The 22,081-nt window shown below is 69.3% G+C and carries 22 protein-coding genes; 15 read left to right on the top strand and 7 right to left on the bottom strand.

Annotated features, from left to right (window positions below; translation table 11 throughout):
- Positions 1 to 5: 5 nt before the first annotated feature.
- From WNM05_RS11585 to WNM05_RS11560, 6 genes are all read right to left on the bottom strand, one after another.
- Positions 6 to 2,075, bottom strand: a complete 2,070-nt coding sequence (locus tag WNM05_RS11585; RefSeq protein ID WP_434626724.1) for an EscV/YscV/HrcV family type III secretion system export apparatus protein — start codon at positions 2,073 to 2,075, stop codon at positions 6 to 8.
- 101 nt (positions 2,076 to 2,176) lie between these two features.
- A complete protein-coding gene (locus WNM05_RS11580) occupies positions 2,177 to 3,292 on the bottom strand; it encodes a YopN/LcrE/InvE/MxiC type III secretion system gatekeeper (RefSeq protein WP_434626722.1) in 1,116 nt (371 codons plus the stop codon).
- Positions 3,293 to 3,298: 6 nt separating this feature from the next.
- Positions 3,299 to 4,960 (bottom strand): type III secretion system outer membrane ring subunit SctC, encoded by a 1,662-nt coding sequence (gene sctC / locus WNM05_RS11575; protein ID WP_434626719.1) that lies wholly within the window; start codon positions 4,958 to 4,960, stop codon positions 3,299 to 3,301.
- A gap of 41 nt (positions 4,961 to 5,001) precedes the next feature.
- Positions 5,002 to 5,766 (bottom strand): AraC family transcriptional regulator InvF, encoded by a 765-nt coding sequence (invF, locus tag WNM05_RS11570; RefSeq protein ID WP_434626717.1) that lies wholly within the window; start codon positions 5,764 to 5,766, stop codon positions 5,002 to 5,004.
- Positions 5,767 to 5,911: 145 nt separating this feature from the next.
- Positions 5,912 to 8,515: a hypothetical protein gene (locus WNM05_RS11565; RefSeq protein ID WP_434626716.1), complete on the bottom strand. Its 2,604-nt coding sequence runs from the start codon at positions 8,513 to 8,515 to the stop codon at positions 5,912 to 5,914.
- A gap of 16 nt (positions 8,516 to 8,531) precedes the next feature.
- Positions 8,532 to 8,906, bottom strand: coding sequence for a hypothetical protein (locus WNM05_RS11560; RefSeq protein WP_434626713.1), 375 nt, complete (start codon positions 8,904 to 8,906; stop codon positions 8,532 to 8,534).
- 503 nt (positions 8,907 to 9,409) lie between these two features.
- Between WNM05_RS11560 and WNM05_RS11555 the strand changes: the two genes are divergently transcribed.
- The 15 genes from WNM05_RS11555 (at position 9,410) to WNM05_RS11485 (ending at position 21,618) form a co-directional block, all read left to right on the top strand.
- Entirely contained in the window at positions 9,410 to 11,095 is a 1,686-nt protein-coding gene (locus WNM05_RS11555; RefSeq protein WP_434626710.1) for a HilA/EilA family virulence transcriptional regulator, read from the top strand.
- On the top strand, positions 11,092 to 11,532 hold the full coding sequence (gene iagB / locus WNM05_RS11550; protein WP_434626708.1) for a type III secretion system invasion protein IagB: 441 nt from the start codon (positions 11,092 to 11,094) through the stop codon (positions 11,530 to 11,532). Before WNM05_RS11555 ends, iagB begins: the two co-directional genes overlap by 4 nt.
- A 175-nt stretch (positions 11,533 to 11,707) precedes the next feature.
- Positions 11,708 to 12,874: a PrgH/EprH family type III secretion apparatus protein gene (locus tag WNM05_RS11545; RefSeq protein WP_434626706.1), complete on the top strand. Its 1,167-nt coding sequence runs from the start codon at positions 11,708 to 11,710 to the stop codon at positions 12,872 to 12,874.
- Between the two features lie 17 nt (positions 12,875 to 12,891).
- Positions 12,892 to 13,143, top strand: a complete 252-nt coding sequence (locus WNM05_RS11540; RefSeq protein ID WP_434626704.1) for a type III secretion system needle complex protein — start codon at positions 12,892 to 12,894, stop codon at positions 13,141 to 13,143.
- A 46-nt stretch (positions 13,144 to 13,189) separates the two neighbouring features.
- The gene (gene sctI / locus WNM05_RS11535; protein ID WP_434626701.1) at positions 13,190 to 13,492 is read left to right on the top strand and encodes a type III secretion system inner rod subunit SctI; all 303 of its coding nucleotides are present in this window, start codon (positions 13,190 to 13,192) and stop codon (positions 13,490 to 13,492) included.
- A complete protein-coding gene (locus WNM05_RS11530; RefSeq protein WP_434626699.1) occupies positions 13,489 to 14,223 on the top strand; it encodes an EscJ/YscJ/HrcJ family type III secretion inner membrane ring protein in 735 nt (244 codons plus the stop codon). Before sctI ends, WNM05_RS11530 begins: the two co-directional genes overlap by 4 nt.
- Positions 14,216 to 14,797, top strand: coding sequence for a type III secretion apparatus protein OrgA/MxiK (locus WNM05_RS11525; RefSeq protein ID WP_434626697.1), 582 nt, complete (start codon positions 14,216 to 14,218; stop codon positions 14,795 to 14,797). The genes WNM05_RS11530 and WNM05_RS11525 overlap by 8 nt, the downstream gene beginning before the upstream one ends.
- Entirely contained in the window at positions 14,754 to 15,464 is a 711-nt protein-coding gene (locus WNM05_RS11520) for a hypothetical protein (RefSeq protein ID WP_434626695.1), read from the top strand. Before WNM05_RS11525 ends, WNM05_RS11520 begins: the two co-directional genes overlap by 44 nt.
- Entirely contained in the window at positions 15,461 to 15,913 is a 453-nt protein-coding gene (locus WNM05_RS11515) for a hypothetical protein (RefSeq protein ID WP_434626693.1), read from the top strand. Before WNM05_RS11520 ends, WNM05_RS11515 begins: the two co-directional genes overlap by 4 nt.
- A 184-nt stretch (positions 15,914 to 16,097) precedes the next feature.
- Positions 16,098 to 16,277 (top strand): DUF1843 domain-containing protein, encoded by a 180-nt coding sequence (locus tag WNM05_RS11510; RefSeq protein WP_434626691.1) that lies wholly within the window; start codon positions 16,098 to 16,100, stop codon positions 16,275 to 16,277.
- Between the two features lie 33 nt (positions 16,278 to 16,310).
- Positions 16,311 to 16,943 (top strand): DUF1842 domain-containing protein, encoded by a 633-nt coding sequence (locus WNM05_RS11505; protein WP_434626689.1) that lies wholly within the window; start codon positions 16,311 to 16,313, stop codon positions 16,941 to 16,943.
- A gap of 37 nt (positions 16,944 to 16,980) precedes the next feature.
- The gene (locus WNM05_RS11500; protein ID WP_434626687.1) at positions 16,981 to 17,601 is read left to right on the top strand and encodes a DUF1842 domain-containing protein; all 621 of its coding nucleotides are present in this window, start codon (positions 16,981 to 16,983) and stop codon (positions 17,599 to 17,601) included.
- 58 nt (positions 17,602 to 17,659) lie between these two features.
- Complete coding sequence (locus tag WNM05_RS11495; protein ID WP_434626684.1) at positions 17,660 to 19,120, top strand: GDL motif peptide-associated radical SAM/SPASM maturase; 1,461 nt, start codon at positions 17,660 to 17,662, stop codon at positions 19,118 to 19,120.
- Positions 19,121 to 19,193: 73 nt separating this feature from the next.
- On the top strand, positions 19,194 to 20,273 hold the full coding sequence (locus tag WNM05_RS11490; protein ID WP_434626682.1) for a tyrosine-type recombinase/integrase: 1,080 nt from the start codon (positions 19,194 to 19,196) through the stop codon (positions 20,271 to 20,273).
- A 79-nt stretch (positions 20,274 to 20,352) separates the two neighbouring features.
- On the top strand, positions 20,353 to 21,618 hold the full coding sequence (locus WNM05_RS11485; RefSeq protein ID WP_434626680.1) for an Hsp70 family protein: 1,266 nt from the start codon (positions 20,353 to 20,355) through the stop codon (positions 21,616 to 21,618).
- 51 nt (positions 21,619 to 21,669) lie between these two features.
- Here WNM05_RS11485 and WNM05_RS11480 read toward each other — a convergent pair whose 3' ends face one another.
- Positions 21,670 to 22,023: a hypothetical protein gene (locus WNM05_RS11480; RefSeq protein ID WP_434626679.1), complete on the bottom strand. Its 354-nt coding sequence runs from the start codon at positions 22,021 to 22,023 to the stop codon at positions 21,670 to 21,672.
- Positions 22,024 to 22,081: the final 58 nt, after the last annotated feature.

The following is a 22,081-nucleotide window of genomic DNA, read 5'->3' as shown; positions in this document are numbered from 1 at the left end:
CCTCGTCAGATGGTTTTGATCACGTTGACCGACACGCTGTCGGTGATTTCGCCGAAGGACACCACTTCCAGTTCGCGGAAGCGGGTCTCGACCAGTTTCTTGATGAAGCGGCGCACGTCGACCGAAGCCAGCAGCACCATGTCCTTGTGCGCGACGCCCAGGTTGTCCAGGCCCAGCGCGAACAGGTCCATCAGCTCGTCGGACGCCGCCGGTTCCAGATTCAGGAAGGCGCCGGCCGAGGTCTGGCGTATGCCTTTGCGCACCATGTCCTCGACCTCGGCCGAGACCATCACCGCCCGCAACTCGCCGCCGCCGGCGAATTTGTGGCAGATGTAGCGCGCCAGCGCGCCGCGCACGTGCTCGACCAGGCTGATCACGTCCTTCTCGCGCGGGGCCCACAGCGCCAGCGCCTCCATCACCAGCTTCATATTGCGCACCGAGATGCGCTCGGCCAGCAGGCGCTGCAGCACTTCGGCGATGCGCTGGACGGTGGCGTGGCGCAACACCTCCTTCAAGAGGTCCGGGTATTTGCCCTCCAGCTGGTCCAGCATGTGCTTGGTCTCCTGGACGCCGAAGTATTCATTGACGTGGCGGGCCAGCAGCGCCGCCAGGCAGTGGTAGAGCTCGTCCAGCGCCGGGCGCAGCTGGTAGCCCAGCGTCGTCAGCCTCTCGGCCTGCTCCGGCCGCGCCCAGGCGCAGCGGCTGCCGCCGTGGCTGCTCCATTGCAGCTCGATGTCCAGCGCCTCCAGCTCGTCGGAATGGTTGACCACCCGCAAGAGGTCGAAGCGGATCGCGAAGGCGTCGGCGCGGATCTCGTTGATCAGCAGCGCCACGCGGTCGTCCTCCAGTCCGTCGCCGTCGCGCAGCAGCATGTCCGGCAGCCGCACGCCGTAATCGATGAAGAACTGGCTGCGCAGCCGCTCGGCCAGTTGCGCCTTCTCCAGCGCCGCCCGGCGGCTTTTCGGCACCAGCAGGATCAGCGGCACCGTCTCCGCCGCGACCTTGTCCAGATCGCCGATCAGGCCCAGCGAGCTGTCGGCGGCGTGCGCCGCCTCGGCCTGGCCGCCGCCCTTCGCCGCCGGCGCAGCCGCCCCCGCCGCGGTCTTCCCGCCTGCGGCCGCGCGTCGCTTGTAATAGAACAGGCCGCCCAGCGCCGCGGCCAGGATCAGGAACACGATCAGCGGGAAGCCGGGCAGCATGCCCACCGCCAGCGCCAGCACCGCCGTCACCACCAGCACGAACGGGTTGCCCAGCAACTGGCTCATGATGTTGCGGCCCATATTGTCGCTGTCGCCGTTGACGCGGGTGACGATGAAGCCGGCGCTGATGGCGATCAGCAGGGCCGGAATCTGCGCGACCAGGCCGTCGCCTATCGTCAGCATGGTGTAGGTCGACAGCGCGGTGGACAGATCCATGCCGTGCTGGGTCATGCCGACGGCGATGCCGCCGATGAAGTTGACGAAGATGATGATGATGCCGGCGATGGCGTCGCCCTTGATGAACTTCATCGCGCCGTCGAAGGAGCCGTACAGCTGGCTTTCGCGCTCCAGCACGCTGCGGCGTTCGCGCGCGCCGTCGGCGTCGATGATGCCGGCCTTCAGATCGGCGTCTATGCTCATCTGCTTGCCCGGCATGCCGTCCAGCGAGAAGCGCGCCGCGACCTCGGCCACCCGCTCCGAGCCCTTGGTGATCACGATGAACTGGACCACGGTGACGATGGAGAACACCACGAAGCCGACCGCCAGGCTGTCGCCGATGACGAACTGGCCGAAGGTGGCGATGATCTCGCCGGCGTCGGCCTCGATCAGGATCAGCCGGCTGGTGCTGATCGACAGCGCCAGCCGGAACAGCGTGGTGATCAACAGCACCGACGGGAAGGTCGAGAAGCTGAGGATGCGGTCTATGTAGAACGAGCCCATGAACACCAGCACCGCCAGCACGATGTTGAGGCCGATCAGGAAGTCCACCAGATAGGTGGGCAGCGGGATGATCAGCATCGCGATGATCATCACCATCAGCAGCAGGATCAGCAGTTCCGGGCGCGAGCGCGCGCCGTTGAGCAGGGAATTCAACACCTGTGTTTCGTCCAGTCAAAGCCGGCGCGGCCCGCGCCGGGGTTCAGGGAAAACGGCCAGCCAAACCGCGCCGGGCGCGGCTTGGCTGGCGGCTCTCGCGATCAGTTCTCGCGCCGCCGCTCGGCCTGTTCGCGCCGGTAGGCGACGGCGGCCATGTCGCGCAGCGCCTCCAGCAAGGCCGGTTGCCAGGCCTCGTCGAGGAAGAGCCGCGGCGGCAGCGTCTTGCAGGCCTGGTAAAGCAGCTGCAGCAGCGAGGAATGCTCGGCGTGGCGGCTGAGCAGCGCCTCGGCGCCGACCGTGTCGGCCAGCAGCGCGTCGACCTGCTCGGGCTGCTGCAGCAGGCCCAGCATCAACAGCAGCCAGCCGCCCTCGTCCGCGTTGAATCGTCTCGCCAGCGGATCGGCCAGCAGCCGGCCGACGAACTCGCTGTCGGCCGAGCGCAGCAGCTTCAGCTGGGTCAGCCTGCCCAGCAGCTGGCCGAACTCCAACCGCGAGCAGCTGGGGTCCTGGGCGTCGATGTCGGCCAGCAGCGCGCCTTCGATGAAGTCCAGCACCGCGGCGCGGCGCCGCAGGCCGTAGCTGGCCACCCAGTCGGCGTAGACCTCGGCCTCGGCGGCGTCGCTCTCGAGGAACTGGCGGTAGCTGGCCCGCAGCAGGCCGGGGCTGAGGTCCAGCGCCTTGCCGAACAGCCGCGCCTTCAGGGCGCAATTGATGCCGGCCTTCAGCTGCCGCGGCTCGGCCTCGTCCTCCACCTGCTTCAGCAAGGCCTGCAGCCGCTTGCGCACCACCTCGTCCAGCTGGCGGCGGCGCAGCAGCTCGCGCAGCACCAGCGCCAGGTCGCTGGCGTCGGGGAACAGCGCGCGCGCCTGGCGCAGCAACTCCTCCGCCGACACCCCGTGCGTCTTGGCCACCTGGATGACGCGCTGCGCCTTCGGCAGCGTCTCGTCGTCCAGCACCCGCTCGAAGCTGTCGGCCAGATGGCCCAGCTTCTTGTCGTAGTCGCGCCGGTTGCGGAACTGGGTCAGCACCGCCGCCATCTCGTCGGTCGCCTGGGCGAAGCGCTGCACCTCGGCCGCCGGGCTGGCGTCTTCGGTCTGCTGCGCCTCGGCCTGCCTGGCCTCGCTCTGGCGTTGCGCGTCCTTCTGCGCCTCGGCCCTGGCCATCTGCTTCGGCGAGCGCAGGCCTATGCTGAATACCGCGCGCGGCGTGATGTCCATCGCCGCCTACCCGCCGGACCGCTGCTCGCGGTCCAGGTAGTCGCGCACCCATTGCTGCAGCGGATCGGTCTCGATGCCGCCGCGGCGCGCCAGGTCGGCCGACAGATCGCTGGCGTCCGGCGTCAGCGGCTCGTCTATTTCGCGCGGCTGGATCAGGAAGATCCGCACCGTATTGGTCTGGCTGTCGCGGCGGTAGCGGAACAGCCCGCCGACCAGCGGCAGATCGCCCAGCAGCGGCACCTTGGCCTGGCCGCTGTCGCTGGCGTCGCGGGTGTAGCCGCCTATCAGCAGGCTCTTGCCCTGCGGCACGCGCGCCACCGTGCTGATGCGGGTGCGACCCACTTCGGGCAGCCCCGCATCCTTGTTGTCCTGGGTGTAGTCCGGCGCGCGGGTCTCGCGGCCGTCCTCGATGTTCAGCGACATCTCGATCTGGCCGTCGGCGGCGAAGCGCGGCAGCACGCTGACCAGCGTGCCGTAGGTGACGTGCTGCAGATCGACGCTGCGCTCGCCGACCAGCTTGGCGTAGAAGGTGCGATTGTTGTCGAAGATGGCCGGCACGTTCTCCTGGGTCAGCACCACCGGCCGCGACACCACATTGGCCTTGTCCTTGCGCGACAGCGCCATCACCGAGGCGAGGAAGCGGGTGCCGTCCAGCGTGCTCAGCGAGCCGGCCTGGTTCAGCGCCACGCCCAGCTTGTTGCCGACGGTGACGCTGCCGCTCCAGTTGACGCCGAGCTGGTCCAGGTCTTCCTTCTGCATGTCTATGATCCACAGCGACAGCTCGACATGGCGCTTGGCCACGTCCAGCGCCTGCGCCAGGCTCTCGATGAAGCGCACCTGTTCCGCGCTGCCCTTGACCAGCAGGCTGTTGGTGTCCGGATAGGCGATCACCCGGATGTCGCCGGCGGCCGCGTCCTTTTTCAAGGCCTCCGGCAGGCTGAGCCGCGCCTGGTACGGCGCCGCCTTGGCCTCGCCAGGCGTGAAATCCGGCATCGCCGGAATGTCGCCGCGCTTCTCCGGCGGTGCGCCGGCGACGGTCTGCAGCGGCTTCTGCTCGCCCTGCAGCAACTGTTCTATCACCGTCGCCATCCCGGGAATGACGATCTTCTGGTCGCGCAATTCGTAACTGCGGTCGCTGACGAAGGTATTGCCAAGCCGGATCACGCCTATCTTCTGCCGTCCCAGGTCCAGGCCGTCGCTCTGCTTGTCCATCATCGCGGCGGCGTTGCTGACCAGGTCGACGAAGACCGGCGGGCCGGAGACGTAGAAGGTGCCGCTGCGGGCGTCGCCGCGCAGCGGATAGCGCTTGTCGTACAGGCCGGACTTCCTGAGGAAGTCGTTGAAGGCCTGCAAGGTGACGTTGCGCAGCGACAACACCGCGCTGCGGGTCTCGCCGGCGTCGTAGACATAGATGGCCTGGCCGTCGTGATACCAGATCAGGCCCAGCTGCTGGGCCATCTTGTCCAGCATCGCCTGCGGATTGGACAGGTCGAACTGGCCGCTGATCTGCTTGCGCGCGGCCAGCTTGCTGACGATCACCGGCTTCTTCAGCCGCGACGACAGCGCGTCGAAAAAGCCGCGCAGGCTGTCCTTGTTTGCGACATAGCCGCTATCGGTGGCGGCCCGCTCCGCGGCGGCGGCGGGCGCCGCCATGAGCGGCGGCGACAATAAAACGCATCCCAGCAGCGATGCGCATAACAGGTGTTTTTTCATTTGGTGGCCAGTTGGATGATATTGGACAGACCGCGTGGAGAAACACCGATCAGACCTTTGATTTCATTGGAAAAATGTGAAGATGACGCATAGCCGTGCTTCAAGGCGACCTGGGTCAGGCTGTCCCGCCCCTCGGCGACGTCCAGCAGCGAGCGCGCCATCCGCCAGTCGCGCAACTCCGTCTTGGCGGCGGAGCCCAGCGCGTTGCGGCACAGGCGGCGAAAATGCGAGTAGGACACGCCATAGCGCTCGCCCAGCTGCTGCAGCTTGTCGCCGCCGGCTGACTGGGCCAGCAGAAAGCGCACCAGCCAATAGCTTTCGTTGTGGCGCAGCAGCGCCAGCAGGTCGGCGAAGGTCTCGTCCGGCTGCAACACCTGGCGCAGAAACCAGTATTCGCAAGCCCTGCGCTCGTCCCAGATTTCGTCGTCGGCCAGCGGCAGCAGCGCCCAGCGCTTCTCGCACGGCCGCTGCGCCTCGTCTCGGGCCTCGTCCACGAAAGCCAGCAGCTTGGTCAGCGCCTCCAGCCGCAGCGGGCGGAAGGCCAGCCGGCCGGACGCGACCGTCGCTTCCAGGCGGTCCAGCAGCAGCAGGCCGCGCCGGCCGGCGGGCAGCTCCACGGTGGCGCCGCCCGATGTCCAGGCCAGGGCCAGGCTCGCCGCCCCCTCCTGCGGTTGCAACAGCCAGGCCTCCTGGGCGGCCACGCCGCGCTTGGCGGCGGCCCCCAATGTTTCCAGCGGATTCAACACATCGTTGTCTGTCATCTGTCACGCCCGTTTAGTGGGCTCTTGCTTCGATGACGGACAGTTTCCCGCAGCCTCGCCAGGGAATCCTGATGCAAATCTGATGGTGAACCGAGGTTTGCCTGATCTGAGTTCAATCATCTCCGGCAAACCTCGGCAACGGCGCCTAGGCGGCGACCGGCGACTCCGACCAGCCCGGGAACGCCAGCTTGTCGGCCTGCCACAGCGGGTATTGTCGCTGCATCAGCTCCTCGAGCGCGGCCTCGGCGCGCCGGAAACCGGCCTCGCCGTCGCCGTGGCCGCGCATCGCCGCGTCGAAGCGCTCGCCGAAACCGTCCTGCGGCTGACGGCGCAGGAAATACTCGGCTTCGGCGCGGACCGCCGAACCCGGCTCGGCCAGCCGGCGGAACAGCCCCTGCAGCGCCGGCCGCTGATCCAGCCTCAGGTCCGGCCAGCGCGCCGCCTCGCCGACGGCCTGCAGATGCAGATAGTGCATCATCGGCGCGCTCAGGCTGTTGTCGCCCCAACGCTCGCGGAGCACGATGCCGGCAGACGCGCCGGCGTTCAGCCCCAGCTCCAGCGAGACGCCCGGCTGCAGCGGCACGCCGCCGGACAGCGCGAGCGCGGCCTCGCCGCTGGCCAGCACCCGCGACAGCTGCAAGCGGAAACCGGCCGCCGACGACGGGAAGTCGGCCTCGCCCTGGTATTGCGGCTTGTAGAAACGCAGCAGCAGCGTGACGCCGCCGCCCAGCTGGCCGGACAAGGCCGACTGCGCGTCGGCCAGCGCCGCCGGCAAGGCCTCGGCCAGGCCGTGCGGCGCCAGCTGCGCCATCAGCGCGCCCTTCAGCTTGTCCAGCGCGCCGGCATCGGCCAGGCTGCCGGACAGCGTCAGACGCAGGTCCTTGTAATCGCCGGCGCGCACCGGATTCAGATGCACGCGCTGGCGCTCGATCAGCGTCGCCTCGGCCTTCAGCCCCAGCGGACCGATGCCGCCGCCCAGGTTCAGCGTGTGGCTGCGCTCGACTATCCTGAGCTCCAGCGTATCGAGGAAGGCCGTCCGGCGGGCCAGCGCCTCGGCGTCGTGGCGGATCGGCGGCGCGTAGAGCCGCGGCGCGATGTCGGCCAATGCCTGCGCCGCCGGCGCGGCCTCGGGCCGTTCGGCGGCGGCCAGCATCAGCGCCGCGTGCGCCAGCGCCATGTTCGCCAGCACATCCTCGCGGCTGCGTCCGCGCCAACTGTCGGCGATGGACCGCTCGACCCGCGCCCCGCCGTGACGCCGGCCGACGCCGGCGTCCAGCTGCTGCGCCACCGCGCAGAAATGGTCGAACTCGGCGGCCAGGCCCCGCGCCGCCTTCAGCAAGGCGTCCGGCCCGCTATCGCGCAAGGCCTGCGCCGACGCGGCGCCGGTCAAGCGGCTCAGCGGCCGCGCGCCGGCTCGCTCGCGCGGACCGTCGAACAGCCCCTGGGCCCGCGCCTCGATGCCCGCCAGCCGCTGCGCGGCGATTTCGGGGTCGCGCGCCGCCTGCCGCGGCGAGGCCAGCGCGCGCCAGTACGGCGTCCAGGCCTTGGCGTGGATGTCGATGCGCTCCACCGAGACGCCCACCCCGGCGCTCAGTCCGGCCGCGGAGGCGCTCGCGCCGGCGCCGCCCTTGACGCTGACGATGTCGCCGGACGGCACCACGGCCGGCCGCGAACCCGGCAGCGGCGCCGAGGCGTCGCGCTGACCCAGCCAACCCAGCAGCACGCCCAGACGCTGCTGCTGGTCGGCCGCCTGCTGCTGCAGCCGGTGGTAATGCTTCAGTTCGTTGCCGTGCCCCGGGCGGAACAGCCGGATCAGCGCGCCGACGGCGGCGCGGGCGCCCTGGCCCAGCGTGTCGCGCCGCGACGCGTGGCCGAGCGTGTCGGCGTTCAGCTTCACGAAGGCGGTGGCGCTGTCATACTCCTCGTAACGCGTATGCTGCACCCGCCCGTCCACGCCGCCCGACAGCTTGGCGACGCCGACGCCGCCGGCGATGGACGCCGACGCCGACGCGGCCTTGCTGCGGTTGCGGAAGACAAAGCCCTCGTCATCGTTGTCGACGCTGCGCCCCCAGCCCACGCCGACCTTGAAAACCGCCTTGGCGCCCGTGCCGCCCTCGCCCAGGCCCAGGCCTATGCCGGCATCGATGCCGACATGGCGCTCGGAACTGGCGCCGGGACGATCGAAACGGGCGAACTGCGGCAGCAGCTGCGTCTCGGCCTCGGCTCGAGCCAAGCGCGCCCAGGCGGCATGGCCATGCAGCGCCAGCCGCTCGCTCAATTCGGCCAGCCCGCGGCCCAGCTCGGCCCTCGGACCGCCAGACGGCAGCAGACCGGCCAGTTTTTCCAGCTGCAGCGAGAAGCGCGCGCTTTCCCGCATGTCCAGCGTCGGGCCGGAGCCCGCCGCCAACTGCCGCTGCAGATCCCGCAGCAGGGCCAAGGCCGGCGGCGTCTCCTGCCGGCGAAACGGCCCGATGCGCAGGGCCTCGACCCAGCGCGGCCGCGCCGGCGCCTCCAGGCTGCCGACCCGCCCTTCCAGCGCCGCCAGCACCCGGCCCACGTCGCGCCGCTGCAGGCTCGAATCGGCCGCGCTCAGCTTCAGTTCGTCCGGCGCGCGCGCCGCCTCCGCCGGCCGGCACTGGGCCGAGCGCAGCGCGCCCGCCAGCCCCGGCGCCTCGGCGGCGGCACCGCTCGCCATCACCGCCGCGCCACCCGGCGCCGCGACGGCGCCCCTGCTTATCGCATCCAGCATGACTGCCTCCCCTCGCTCATTCCCCGCGCGCGGCGGCGATATTGGACGCCAGCGACAAGGGATTGACCGCCGCGCCCACCTGGTCGCGCAAGGCGCCCAGCTTGTCGGCCAGCCCGTCCGCCTTGCCGCGCTCGGCCGCCGCCAGCCGGCCGTCGCCACCCATCTGCCGCAACATGCCGACAGCGGTATCCAGTTCCCCGCACAACTGCGACAGGCAAGCCCGGAATCCGTCCGCGGCGCCGGGCGCCGCCGCTTCGCGCGTCGGTGCCCGCCCCGAGACCATGTCGGCCGACCTCAGGCCGGCGCCCAAGGCCGTGCGTTCCGCCGCCGGCCGCTCGGCAGCCAGCCCCGACAGGCGCAAGTCGCTCGCGCCCGACACTCCATTCACCATGCTGATACTCCTGCCCGGCACAGCCGGAACGACGGTTGGCGCCGGCCCGGACGGACTGGCGAATGAGCGCCAAGTTAGCGCAAGCCCCGCATCGGGACTTGCATAAAACGCCAACGGGTTCTTGTCGCTTTTAAGAGTTTTCCCATTTGTAGCAAGCAGTCCCTCGCGTAGTATTCCAACTCTAATCTGGATATTTCGTGATCGAATTATCAGCAAGCTGTTCAAATACAAAGAAACAGATGCCGATCGTTCGTCCTCGCCATGGTGCTGAACGATTTTTGCAAGCCGCCAGCGCGGCAGCATAAGTACCATGCGCTATCCGTTTTTATGATGTGCCGATAACGACAACAACCAAGACAGATCATCCACATATCTATCAGAAGAAAGCACGCCGACAGGACGCGCCGCCACGGGGGATGGGCGGCCGGCGCGACCAGGGCCGACTCGACTCCGGCGGCCCGTCCGTACGGTTGTTGCGCGCTGCGCGCAAGAGGAACAGGAAGATGGCGTTAAACAACGATGGCTTCATCAATCGACAATTCGTATTCGGCGATTTCGTGCTGCAGTTCGACGGCGTGCTGACCCACCGCGCGCAACAGATCAGCGTGCCTCCGAAGGAACTGGCCGTGCTCACCACGCTGCTGGAAGCCGCCGGCGAGCTGGTCAGCAAGGATGCGCTGCTGGACCGGGCCTGGCCCGACGGCGACGTCAACGAGGAGTCGCTGACCCGTTGCATCTACGCGCTGCGCCGCATCCTGCTGGAAGACAAGCGCAACCGCTACATCGACACCGTCTACGGCAAGGGCTACCGCTTCTGCCGACCGGTGGCCGTGGTGTCGCGCCCGACGCCGGCCGCGCAGAAATGCACGATGGCGGTGCTGCCGTTCCGCACCGACGGCGAGCTGGACGCGCTGGAGCTGCACGGCGCGCTGGTCCAGTGCCTGTCGCGCTATTCGCCGTTCGGCCTGATCGTGCTGCCGGCCACCATCACCCGCACCGGCGGCGACATCGCCGACATCATGGCGATGATCGACCACCTGCGGCCGGACTACTACCTGGCCGGCCAGGCTCAGCGGAACGGCGACGGCTGGCAGCTGCGGGTCGAGCTGGTGCGCGCCGACGGCCACCAATTGCTGCATCACGAAAGCATAGAGCTCGGCCCCGGCCAGCACATCGCCGCGTTGCAGAGCCGGCTCGCCAGCGTATTGCCGCAGCGCATCCCGGGTCTGCGCTGGAGCCAGGGCAGTTCGCAGCAGCTGGAATCGCTGGACATGGCCATCACCTACCTGAACGCCCGCCACGAGATGCAGCGGCACACGCCGTCCAGCCTGCGCCGGGCGCTGGTGCTGCTGCTGCAGTGCGCCAGCAACGCCCCGGGCAGCGCGCTGCCGTATTGCAGTCTGGCCGAATGCTATCTGGCGCTGGCTCAGCTGGGCCTGTTCGACCAGCGGCTGGCGCTGACGGAGGCGCAGCAGGCGGTGGACAAGGCGGTGGCGCTGGACGCCGCCAATCCGCAGGCCCTGGGCCTGCTGGCGCTGCTCAGCAGCCTGCGCGGCGAACAGACCGTCGCCGAGGCGCTGTTCGAACAGGCGCGGCTGCTGGCGCCGGAATCGCTGGACGTCCGCTACTACCATGCCTGGCACCTGTTCCTGTCCGGCCGCCTGGACCTGGCGCAGCAGGCGCTGGACGCCTGCCTGGAGCGCGATCCGTCGCGCATCGCCGCCAGTCTGCTGAAGCTGTGGCTCACCTATTGCGACCACCGCCTGGACGAGGCCGTGGCGCTGGGCAAGCGCCAGCTGTGCCAGTACGGCCAGGAGCATCCGGTATTGCAGAACATGCTGGCGCTGTTGCTGGCCCTGCAGGGCCAGCACGTCCAGGCCGAGGAGCTGGCCGCCGCCGCGCGCGCCGCCGGCGAGGAATGCGGCCTCCTGGCGGTCAACGGCTGTTACATCCGCCTGTGCCGACAGGGCAAGGCCGCCGGCGAGGAGATCCAGGACTTCCTGGCGCGCGTCGACTGCCGCCAGGTGCGCTCCGGCCTGCTGCCGCTGATCCTGGAACTGCACGGCCTGGAGGCCGCTCAGCGCCTGTGGCGGCAATTGCAGGCCGAGGGCTATCTGTGGCTGCGCGCCTCGCAGCAGGATCCGCGCCTGGCCGAGCTGCACCAGCCGCAGCTGCCGGAGGCGGCATGAAAGGGATCGCGCTGGGCGCCGCGCTGCTGCTCGGCTCGCTGTCCGCCCGCGCCGACTGCTGGGACCGCGCAGGCGCCGCCTTCAATATCGAGCCCGACCTGCTCTACGCCATCGCCCAGCAGGAGTCCGGCCTCAGGCCGGACGCGGTCGGCCGCAACCGCGACGGCAGCCGCGACCTGGGCCTGATGCAGATCAACAGCGTCCACCTGCCGCGGCTGCGCGCCCTCGGCATAGACGAGAAGCGCCTGCTCGGCGACGCCTGCCTGTCGGTCATGGTCGGCGCCTCCATCCTGGCCGACATGATGAAACGCTACGGCTACTCCTGGGAGGCCGTCGGCGCCTACAACGCCGGCCCGGCGCCGGGCCGCCGCCAGTTGCGCATGCGCTACGCCCGCCAGGTGTGGCAACGCTACCAGTTGCTGCGCACCGCGCGCTGATTCGCTTCACCCTTGACATGGCGGCCCCGCCGGCGACGGCGTCAGGCCGCCATCTTTTTTTCCGCCGCGGGCGTCTTCATCAGGATTGGCCGATTTTCCATCAGGAACTGCCGGGCCGCCGCCGCTACAGTGGCCATAACGGCGCACGATCGCCATCTCCATCAGTACAGACATCATGGCCGTAGAAGACATCCACACCCCGGGGCACGACGCCGTCGTGGCCCGCCTGCTAAACAGCCCGCTGCGCGGCTGCGAATTCCTGTTGCCGCAGGGCCGCACGCTGTTCCTGGTCGGTCCGGAACGGACGCTGGACGGCGGCGGCGCGCCGCCGGAGCTCCCGGCCGACACCCTGTACGTGCCGCTGGAACACGGCGGCGTCAACTTCGAAGTGATCGTCGATGGCGATCGGGCCTCGATACGCGAACTGGGGCCGGAGGACGCTCAAGCGCGCGTCGCCGACTTCAACCAGGCGCTGAGCGTCGGCGCGCTGCAGCTGGCGCTGCGCCCGCGACACCAGGCCTGGCTGCCGGACGCGCTGGGCGACCCGCCGCCGCCGGAGGCCGGCGCCGCGCGGCAAGCGCGCCGCGGCTGGTTGTGGCTGCCGGCGCTGGCGCTGCTGCTGGCGGCGGCGGGCGGCGCCTGGTGGCTGTGGAACAGCCCGCAGCGACAGGCCGCCGAGTTGTCGACGCTGCTGGGCGGCGATCCGCAGCGCTTCCGCGTGCTGGACGGCCGCGACGGGCGCTTCTACGTCGCCTCCGCCGACATGCGCGCCCGCGCCTGGGCCGCCCAGGCGCTGCTGCGCAGCGAATACCGCGACAAGGCCCAGGCGCTGGATCCCGGCCAGGAAAACGAACGCATCGCGCGCTGGCTGGCCGACACCCGGCCCGGCCTCGCCTACTACCGCCTGCAGCTGGACGATCCGCGCCAGCCGCAGTTGTGGATCAGCCGGCAGCGCGCGCCGCTGGACGCCCAGGCGCGCCAGCTGCTGTCGCTGCAGTTGATGGGCCAGCTGCCCTACGCCGCCCAGGTGGACATCGTCGACATCGACGACGCCGCCGCGGCCCAGGCCGCCGAGGCCGGCCTCGGCCGGCAGGCGCTGCCCTTCTCCCGCAGCGAGCACCGCGACAGCGTCACCTTCGTCATCGAAGGCGCGCTGGACGACGGCGAACTGGAACGGGCCCGTCGCTTCGTCGACGGCTACTACCGCCAATGGGGCGGCCGCTACGTGCAGTTCGCCATCGAACTGAAGGACGACTGGCTCAAGGGCAAGTCCTTCAAATACGGCAACCAGGGCTATGTGAAGCTGAACAACGGCCACTGGTACTTTCCCAAGCCAATCTGACCAAAGGACCTACCATCATGGCAAAAATCGACTTCCCCTGGAGCGGATATCTGGATGAACAGTCCGCCAAGTTCGATGAAGGCGTCAAAGACATGCACAAGCAAGTGGAGGACGCGCTGGCCGCGCTGAAGGACAAGCCGTCCGACCCCCAGCTGCTGGCGCAGTACCAGAGCAAACTGTCCGAGTACAACCTGTACCGCAACGCGCAATCGAACACGGTGAAGGCGTTCAAGGACATCGACGCCGCCATCATCCAGAACTTCCGTTAAACCCTTCCGCCGGCCCGAGCGCCGGCGGCCTCACCGGAGACCCGCCATGAGCGTCATCGATCCCGCTTCATTGCAAGCGCTGGCCAGAACCGGCGACATCGACCGCGGCGAGCAGCAGACCGTGTCGCTGGAAGACCGGCTGATCCAGACCTTCTCGCGCACCGCCGTCGCCGCCGACGTCGAAAAGAACGACATCCTGCAGCGGCTGGAACGACCGGAGTTGGTCACCAACCCGGCCGAGCTGTTCCAGTTGCAGCAACGCACCGCCAACTACAATCTGGAGGTTTCGATGATCAGCACGCTGACCCGCAAGACCGTGGGCGCGGTGGAAAGCCTGCTGCGCTCATGATTCGCGCCAGCCTGAAAGCCGCGCTGCTGGCGCTGCTGCTGGCCGGCTGCCAGCAGCAGGACCTGCTGAAGGGCCTGGACCAGCAGCAGGCCAATGAAGTGATCGCCGTGCTGCAGCGGCACAATATCGAGGCCGCCAAGACCGACCGCGGCAAGACCGGCTTCAGCATCGCCGTGGCCCAGCCCGATTTCGCCGCCGCCGTCGACTGGCTGAAGACCTACAATCTGCCGTCCCGCCCGCGGGTGGAGGTCGCGCAGATGTTCCCGGCCGACTCGCTGGTATCGTCGCCGCGCGCCGAAAAGGCCAGGCTGTACTCGGCGATAGAACAGCGGTTGGAGCAGTCGCTGCAGACCATGGACGGCATCCTGTCGGCGCGCGTCCACGTCAGCTACGACCTCGACGGCGGCGAAGGCGGCCGGCCGGCGGCGCCTATGCATGTCTCGGCGCTGGCGGTGTACGACCGCGACGTCGACGCCGGCGCGATGATCAACAATATCAAGCGCTTCCTGAAGAACAGCTTCGCCGAAGTCGAATACGACAATATCTCGGTGGTGCTGTCGCGCCGCGACGAGGCCCAGCAGCAGGCGCCGACGCCGGCCGCCGCCTCCAAGCCGGGCGGCGCGCTGTGGCTGCTGGCGCTGCTGGCCGCCGCCGCGCTGGCCGCCGCCGGCTTCTGGCTGTGGCGGCAACGCGGCGGCAAGCCGCCGGCCCCGGAGTCAGGCCATGGCTGAACGCGGCCACGCCGTGCCACCGGACTTGCGCGCCATCCTGTTCGACCCGCTCGGCTATCTGCATCCGCGGCGGTTGCGGCTGCCGCCGGCGCTGCTCGGCCGGGGCCAGCGCGCCGCGGTCAACGATCTGCTGATCGCCGGCTACCGGCTGGACACCGACTGGCCGACCAGCGCCTCGCGCGACGCCGGCCCGTGGCTCAGGCACTGGCGGCGGCTGCCGCAGATCGCCTACCTGATGGGCTGCCACGCCAGGCGGGCGGCGCTGGGCTGGCAAGGCGGACTGCTGCGGCTGCCCGAGTGGGCCCGCCCGTTCGCCGCGCTGCCGCTGCCCGCCGACGCCGCGGCGTCCGGCGCGCCGCTGACCCATCTGTGCCTGCTGCGCGCCGGCTACGGCCAGCTGCTGGCCTGGAGCGGCGACATGCCGCCGGCGCTGCGCCAGCGACTGCCGCTGCTGTTCCCGCCCGAACTGGACGTCGAAACCGCCGCGGCCGCCGCCCCCGACCCACTATTGCTGACACTGGCGATACAATATGCCCAGAGACATCCCCACACTCCCCCCGTCGGCGGCCTTTGAAGGCGTGCTGATACGCCGCGCCAGCCTGCAACCGGCGCGCCGGGCCGCCGAGCTGGAACGGGCGGCGCGGCGGCGCGCGCGTCAGATCACCGACGAGGCCGACGCCCAGGCAGGAGCCGTCCGCGGCCAGGCCTGGCGGGACGGCTATCAGGACGGCATGCTGACGGCGCTCGACCAGGTGGCCGCCTACCTCGCCGACAGTCAGGCGCAGGCCGCCAGATGGCGCGAGCGCCTGGCCGACGAGGCGCGGGCGATGCTGCGCGCCGCCGCCGACCATCCTGACGCCTTGCTGCTGGCGCTGGACGAATGGCTGCGCGAGCAAGAGCCGACCGACGACACGCTGCGCCTGATGCTGCCGGAGAACGCCAGGCCGCAACAACAGCGGCTGATGGCGCTGCTGGCCGACAGCTGGAACGGCCGCCTGCAGCTCGATTACCACGCCGACGACAGGCTGCTGATCCGCTGCGCCGACCAGGCGGCGGAATTCGCGCCCGAACTGTATGTGGAGCCGGCCGCGCAACAGACCTTGCGCTGCCTGGACTCGTTGCCGCAGGAATGTCGCGGCCTGTCGTCGACCGCGCTGGAAACCTTGATGCGGACGCTGGAACGGCGGCTGAGGCCTCCGGCATCCGCGACCGACGCCCCCCCGATCGAGGAACAAGCATGATCTCCCCCTTCTCTCCGACCGCCCCGCGGGGCGCCGGCATGACCGCCGACGCCGTCACCCCGCTGTCGCAACGCTTGGCGGCGGCGGCGGCCGACCTGCCCGCCGCCAAGTCCGACGCCGACGAGCAGGCGCGGGCCCTGCTCGCGGCGCTGCGCCGCCTGCCCCCTCCGCTCACGGATTCGCAACAGGACCGCGACGCCTATATCGACGCCATCGCGCGGCAGCTGCGCGACTTCCAGCACCCGGACGGCACCGTCGCCTTCGCCACGCTGCAGCAACAGAGCGACGCGCTCGGCATCATGCTGAAAGAAGTGGACAAAAAGTCCCCGCTGCACGAGGGACTGATGGCCGTGATGGTCGGCACCGGCAATCTGCAATTCCAGATGACGAAATGGATGCAGGACACGCTGCTGTCCGACGGCACGCCGCAGGAATTCGAAGACTGGTAAGCCCCCGCCCGCCGCAGCCCAGCCCCTCCGGCACGGCGCCCCTTCCCCTTCTTCGCGTCAAAACCTGTCCTTAAGTCCAGGGCGAAAGCCGGGCCAACTGCTACACCAGAAAGCACCTGCGCATCCGCTGCGCAGTGCCCGTGCAGTTCCCGTGCAGTCTGTCCGCTCCCGGAAAGGACCAGCCATGAACCAGCAACACACCCATATCATCCCCCCGTACGGCGTCGCCATCCAGCAGGCCCTGGACAAGGGCGACCTGTCCCAGATGCAGAAACTGCTGGACGAGAGCCGGCAATACCACAGCGAGCTCGGCCACAAGATCGCGCAGCTGGAACAGGAAATCGCCAAGCGCCGGCAGCGCTAGGCCCCTCATCTCCGCTCATTCCCAGGAGGCTCTATGTCAGGCCAAACCCAAGATGCGCTGTTTCCGGTCGGCTACATCATCACCACCGGCCAGTCCGGCGCGCAGAAACTGCAGCTGAACCTGCTGATCAACAGCGCCGCCGAGAAGGCGACCGGCACCGCCCACATCACCCAGGCCACCCATCCGCCGCTGGACGTGCACGCCGACGTCTGGGGCCAGTACACCTATCTGACCGTGATGCCGCCGAGCGAAGGCCGCATCCTGCTGACCGCCCAGGGCAATCACGGCGGCCCTCACGCCAATTCCGCCGTCAACTTCAAGCTCCATCTGGTGCTGGAGCGGGACTGGCAGCGCGGCATCGCCAACTACAGCTACTACGACGAACACCAGAAGCACTGGGTGTCGCTTGAGAACGTGCCGGCCGAGCTGAACCGCGAGCTGCAGTCCCGCTACCGTCCGCAGCAAGGGCCCGGCCCGGCCATCCCGGCCGGCAGCCACGTGGTGCCGCTGTACGGCGTGCCCATCCACCAGGCCCTCGCCAGCGGCGACCTGTCCCAGATGAAATCGCTGGCCGCGCTGGCGCAGCAACAGCTGGACAGCCACCCGCAGCTGCGCACCGAGCTGGCGGCGCTGAAGGCGGAAATCCAGAAACTGGAAGGCCGCTAGCCGCGACCGCCACTCAAACCATCGCAAGGAGCAGCACATGTCAGCATCCTCAGTCGGTTTGTTCCACACCCGCCTCATCGTCGCGACGCCGGCCATCGGCGCCCCGGTGCTCCACCTGGACCTGGTGGTGCAGACGCCGGACAAGAAGGTGTTCGGCACCGCCCGCGTCTTCCAGGCCACGAATCCGGCGCTGCAATTCAGCGCCCACGTCTGGGGCGACTACAGCCAGCCCAAGCTGGACAAGTCGACGGAAAACCACATCGCGCTGACGCTGGCCGGCAGCCCGAGCTCGCCGATCAGCCAGATCGCCGAGACCTTCCATCTGCAAGGCCTGCTGAACGCCGACTGGACGCAGGGCTTCGCCAGTTACAGCTACTACGACAACGGCGTCTGGCACAAGGTGCAGCACGCGACGGTGAGCGAGGACAAGCGCGAAAGCGCCTCCGGTTCCGCCTCCGCGCTGCCGCCGCCCCACCACCAGCACCCGATACCGCTGTACGCGGCGGCGCTGCAGCAGGCGCGCGGCGGCGGCAATCTCGCCGCGCTGAAAAGCCTGGCCGGCCAGGCCGAGGCCCAGCTGGAGCAGGAAAGCAAGATCCGCGACGGCCTGAGCCAGCTGCAGGCCGAGATCAAGCGGCTCGAACAGCAGCAAGGCTGAGCCCCGCCTCCCGCCAACGGGTCCGGCGCCGCCGGACCCCCATCCGAAAGCCCCAGCGATGCTAGACAGCCCCGCCGTCCGCCCCGCCCGCTACCTCGACGCCGACGATTTCCGCCGCTACACCCCGGTGCACATCGTCTGGGAAATCACGTTGGCCTGCGACCTGAAATGCCTGCACTGCGGCTCGCGCGCCGGGCACCGGCGGCCCGACGAGCTGTCCACCGACGAATGCCTGCAGGTGATAGATTCGCTGGCGGCCCTGGGCACGCGGGAAATCACGCTGATCGGCGGCGAAGCCTATCTGCGCAAGGACTGGACCCGGCTGATACGGGCGATACGCGGACACGGCATCTACTGCGCCGTCCAGACCGGCGGCCGCAACCTGACGCCGGCCAAGCTGCAGGCGGCGGTGGACGCCGGCCTGAACGGCGTCGGCGTGTCGCTGGACGGCCTGGCCCCGCTGCACGACATGCTGCGCAATGTGCCGGGCTCCTTCGACAAGGCCAGCGACGCGCTGCGGCGCGCCCGCGCCGCCGGCCTCGCCGTCAGCGTCAACACCCAGATAGGCGCGGCGACGATGGCCGATCTGCCGCAGCTGATGGAGCACATCATAGAACTGGGCGCCAGCCACTGGCAGATCCAGCTGACGGTGGCGATGGGCAATGCCGTCGACAACGACCAGCTCTTGCTGCAACCGTATCGCCTGCTAGAACTGATGCCGCTGCTGGCGCGGCTCTACCGCGAAGGCAGGGAGCGCGGCCTGCTGATGACGGTCGGCAACAATATCGGCTACTACGGCCCGTACGAGCGCCTGTGGCGCGGCTTCGGCGACGAGCGCGTGCACTGGACCGGCTGCGCCGCCGGCCAGACCGTGATGGCGCTGGAGGCCGACGGCACCGTCAAGGGCTGTCCGTCGCTGGCCACCGTCGGTTTTTCCGGCGGCAACGTCCGCGACATGAAGCTGGAGGACATCTGGCACTACAGCGAGGGCATGCACTTCGGCCGGCTGCGCTCGGTCGACGATCTGTGGGGCTATTGCCGCGGCTGCTACTACAACGACGTCTGCCGCGGCGGCTGCACCTGGACCTCGCATTCGCTGCTGGGCAAGCCCGGCAACAATCCCTACTGTCACTACCGCGCGCTGGAATTGCAGAAGCGCGGCCTGCGCGAACGCATCGTCAAGCTGCAGGACGCCGGCCCGGCCTCGTTCGCCGTCGGCCGCTTCGACCTGGTCACCGAGGAAATCGCCACCGGCAAGGTGGTCGGCCAGATCAGCCGCAGCGGCCAGGTGATCGAGCTGGCCTGGAAAAACCGCGGCAAGCCGTCGCCGGAGACCGGCACGCCACCGGCCACGCTGGCGCTGTGCCGCGGCTGCGAGCAATACATCCAGCCGCATGAGCACACCTGTCCGCACTGCGGCGCCGACGTCGCCGCAGCCGACGAAGCATACCGGCGCGACGAGATGCGTCGGCAGCGGATCGTCGACAATCTGCGCCGGCTGCTGGGCCTGGACGCCTGAGCGGTCGCGCCGCGACCGCGAAGCGGAGCGCCGATTCCGTTACAATGGCCGGGACCCATACCCCGGCCCCGCCATGTTGCCCGACCTCCTCCGCCCCGCTTCCGCCCCGCTGATCCAGGCCCGTTCCGACGCCCAGGCGGTGCTGACCTGGCTGGCCGAGCACGCCGACCGGCCGGCCACGCTGGCCGGCTACCGCAAGGAGGCGGAGCGGCTGCTGCTGTGGCTGGCCGAGCGCGGACAGACGCTGGCGCAAGTCCGCCGCGAGGACGTGCTGGACTACCGCCGCTTCCTCGCCTCGCCGCACCCGGCCGAACGCTGGATAGGCCCGGCGCGCCCGCGCAGCCATCCGGAGTGGAAGCCGTTCAGCAAGCCGCTGGCGCCGGCCAGCGTCGAACACAGCCAGACCGTGCTCGGCGCGCTGTTCGGCTATCTGAACGACGCCGGCTATCTGAACGGCAATCCGTTCCGGCTGCTGCGCCGCGGCCGCAAGCCGCCGCAGCGGCAGATGGAGCGCTTTTTCGATGCCGCCTGCTGGCGCCATCTGCAGGCCACGCTGGACGCGCTGCCGCGCGACACCGCGCGCCAGGTCCTGCACGCCGAACGCGCGCGCTGGCTGTTCACGCTGCTCTACCTCAGCGGCGCCCGCCGCGCCGAGGCCGCCGCGGCCCGTTGCGCCGATCTCTCGCGCCGCAACGGCAACTGGTGGTGGGACGTGGTCGGCAAAGGCGGCGTCGCCGCCCGCATCCCGCTGTCCGACGAGTGGATGGACGCGCTGGGACGCTATCGCCGCAGCCTGGGCCTGGCCGCCCAGCCTGCCGCCGGCGAGGAGACGCCGCTGATCTGCCGCGTCGGCGCCAAGGGCCGGACCGAGCCGCTGTCGGACAAGGCCGTCTACCTGATCTGCAAGCAGATCTTCGCGCTGGCCGAGCAAAGCGCGCCCGACGACGCGTTGCGCGAGAGCCTGCGCCACGCCACCACCCACTGGCTGCGCCATACCGCCGCCAGCCACCAGCTCGAGGCCGGCGTCCCGCTGCTGCTGGTCAGCCAGAACCTGCGCCACGCCAGCATCCAGACCACGCGCCGCTATCTGCACAGCGAGGAGGACGCCCGCCACCAGGCCAGCCGGCTACACAAGCTGGACCGGAGCGAGTAGCGGCGACTGTCGCGACCCTTCCCTTTCGCCGTCATTCCGCGTACCATCGCGCCTCCTCAAATTTCAAGGAGATGCCCGAATGACGACCCAAACCGCCGCCCGCGCCTGCGGCATCGACTTCGGCACCTCCAACTCGACCGTGGGCTGGCTGCACCCCGGCCACGACACGCTGCTGTCGCTGGAAGACGGCAAGATCACGCTGCCGTCCGTCGTCTTCTTCAACTACGAGGAAGACCACTCCCGCTTCGGGCGCGCCGCGCTGGCCGAGTATATGGACGGCTACGATGGCCGGCTGATGCGCTCGCTGAAGAGCCTGCTAGGCTCCAGCCTGATAGACGGCCAGACCGAGGTCCAGGGCAAGGCGCTGCCGTTCCGCTACCTGCTGAAGCTGTTCATCCAGGAATTGAAGCTGCGCGCCGAGGCCGGCGCCGGCCGCGCCTTCGAGCAGGTGGTGCTGGGCCGTCCGGTGCAGTTCGTCGACGACAATCCTCAGGCCGACCGCCTGGCCGAGGACACGCTGGCCGACATCGCCCGCCAGGTCGGTTTCAAGGACATCTCCTTCCAGCTGGAGCCTATCGCCGCCGCCTTCGACTACGAGGCCGGCGTCGACAAGGAGGAATTGGCGCTGATCGTCGACATCGGCGGCGGCACCTCGGACTTCACGCTGATCCGGCTGTCGCCGGAGCGCCGCGCGCGCGACGAGCGCCGCGACGACATCCTGGCCACCGGCGGCGTCCACATCGGCGGCACGGACTTCGACCGCCAGCTGAGCCTGCACGGCGTGATGCCGCTGTTCGGCTTCAAGACCCGGCTGCGCAACAACGCCGAGATGCCGTCCAGCCAGTATTTCAACCTGGCGACCTGGCACACGATCAACTTCGCCTACACACGCAAGGCCTGGGCCGACTTGCAGGACGTGCACCGCGACGCCGCCGAGCCGAACAAGCTGGACCGCTTGTTCCAGCTGATCCAGCAACGCGCCGGCCACCGCCTGGCGATGGACGTCGAGGCGGCCAAGATCGCGCTGTCGGATCGCGACCGCCATGCGCTGGCGCTGGACTACATCGAGCGCGGCCTGCATTGCGAGCTGGGCCGCGGCGATTTCGAGACCAGCATCGCCCCGCTGCTGGACCGTGTCGGCGCCACCGTCGGCCGGCTGCTCTCCGACGCCGGACTGCAGGCCGGGGCGATAGACACCGTGTTCTTCACCGGCGGTTCCAGCGGCGTGCCGGCGCTGCGCGACGGCATACGCGCGCTGCTGCCGAACGCCCGCCACGTCGAAGGCAATCTGTTCGGCAGCATAGGCTGCGGCCTGGCCATCGAAGCGAAGAAACGTTACGGCTGAGGCCGTCGCCGCCAATGAAAACGCCGCGTCACGCGGCGTTTTTTCGTTCGATCACGGCTGCGGCTTGCGTCGCGGCGGCTTGGCCGCCGGCTGGGGAGGCGGGTCGAAGCCGAACAGCGTGCCGGTGCGCCCGGTCTGCGACTGGCAGGCTATCGTCAGCGCGCGGTTGATCGCCTCCTTCTTGCTGACGCCCCACCACTCTATCATCTTGTCCAGCGACTTCTGTGCGTCGCGGCTCAGCTCCACCGTCACCGACAGCTCCTGCAGGCGGTTGCGGCGCAGCTCCCGGCTGCGGCGCTTGCGTTCGGCCACCGTCATCGCGCGCTCGCCCAGCGGCTTGCGGCCCGGCTTCTTCTGGGTGCCGCCTATCAGGTCGTAGGTGTAGTGATCGCAGGGGTCTTTCATCGATGGGTGACGGGTCACGTCTGGACGAGGGGGCGCAAGAATACCATAAAGCCGCCGT

This window comes from Chromobacterium sp. CV08, from assembly GCF_051129845.1.
In the GTDB taxonomy this organism is placed as follows: domain Bacteria; phylum Pseudomonadota; class Gammaproteobacteria; order Burkholderiales; family Chromobacteriaceae; genus Chromobacterium.
Note: the sequence above shows the minus strand (reverse complement) of the source record. Positions and strands in the feature narration are given on the sequence as shown.

Bases quoted from the DNA above. Each gene is read 5' to 3' on its own strand.
- WNM05_RS11580 (WP_434626722.1), bottom strand. From the start codon at position 3,292: ATGGACATCACGCCGCGCGCGGTATTCAGCATAGGCCTGCGCTCGCCG.
- invF (WP_434626717.1), bottom strand. From the start codon at position 5,766: ATGACAGACAACGATGTGTTGAATCCGCTGGAAACATTGGGGGCCGCC.
- WNM05_RS11565 (WP_434626716.1), bottom strand. From the start codon at position 8,515: ATGCTGGATGCGATAAGCAGGGGCGCCGTCGCGGCGCCGGGTGGCGCG.
- WNM05_RS11560 (WP_434626713.1), bottom strand. From the start codon at position 8,906: ATGGTGAATGGAGTGTCGGGCGCGAGCGACTTGCGCCTGTCGGGGCTG.
- WNM05_RS11555 (WP_434626710.1), top strand. From the start codon at position 9,410: ATGGCGTTAAACAACGATGGCTTCATCAATCGACAATTCGTATTCGGC.
- iagB (WP_434626708.1), top strand. From the start codon at position 11,092: ATGAAAGGGATCGCGCTGGGCGCCGCGCTGCTGCTCGGCTCGCTGTCC.
- WNM05_RS11545 (WP_434626706.1), top strand. From the start codon at position 11,708: ATGGCCGTAGAAGACATCCACACCCCGGGGCACGACGCCGTCGTGGCC.
- WNM05_RS11540 (WP_434626704.1), top strand. From the start codon at position 12,892: ATGGCAAAAATCGACTTCCCCTGGAGCGGATATCTGGATGAACAGTCC.
- sctI (WP_434626701.1), top strand. From the start codon at position 13,190: ATGAGCGTCATCGATCCCGCTTCATTGCAAGCGCTGGCCAGAACCGGC.
- WNM05_RS11530 (WP_434626699.1), top strand. From the start codon at position 13,489: ATGATTCGCGCCAGCCTGAAAGCCGCGCTGCTGGCGCTGCTGCTGGCC.
- WNM05_RS11525 (WP_434626697.1), top strand. From the start codon at position 14,216: ATGGCTGAACGCGGCCACGCCGTGCCACCGGACTTGCGCGCCATCCTG.
- WNM05_RS11520 (WP_434626695.1), top strand. From the start codon at position 14,754: ATGCCCAGAGACATCCCCACACTCCCCCCGTCGGCGGCCTTTGAAGGC.
- WNM05_RS11515 (WP_434626693.1), top strand. From the start codon at position 15,461: ATGATCTCCCCCTTCTCTCCGACCGCCCCGCGGGGCGCCGGCATGACC.
- WNM05_RS11510 (WP_434626691.1), top strand. From the start codon at position 16,098: ATGAACCAGCAACACACCCATATCATCCCCCCGTACGGCGTCGCCATC.
- WNM05_RS11505 (WP_434626689.1), top strand. From the start codon at position 16,311: ATGTCAGGCCAAACCCAAGATGCGCTGTTTCCGGTCGGCTACATCATC.
- WNM05_RS11500 (WP_434626687.1), top strand. From the start codon at position 16,981: ATGTCAGCATCCTCAGTCGGTTTGTTCCACACCCGCCTCATCGTCGCG.
- WNM05_RS11495 (WP_434626684.1), top strand. From the start codon at position 17,660: ATGCTAGACAGCCCCGCCGTCCGCCCCGCCCGCTACCTCGACGCCGAC.
- WNM05_RS11490 (WP_434626682.1), top strand. From the start codon at position 19,194: ATGTTGCCCGACCTCCTCCGCCCCGCTTCCGCCCCGCTGATCCAGGCC.
- WNM05_RS11485 (WP_434626680.1), top strand. From the start codon at position 20,353: ATGACGACCCAAACCGCCGCCCGCGCCTGCGGCATCGACTTCGGCACC.
- WNM05_RS11480 (WP_434626679.1), bottom strand. From the start codon at position 22,023: ATGAAAGACCCCTGCGATCACTACACCTACGACCTGATAGGCGGCACC.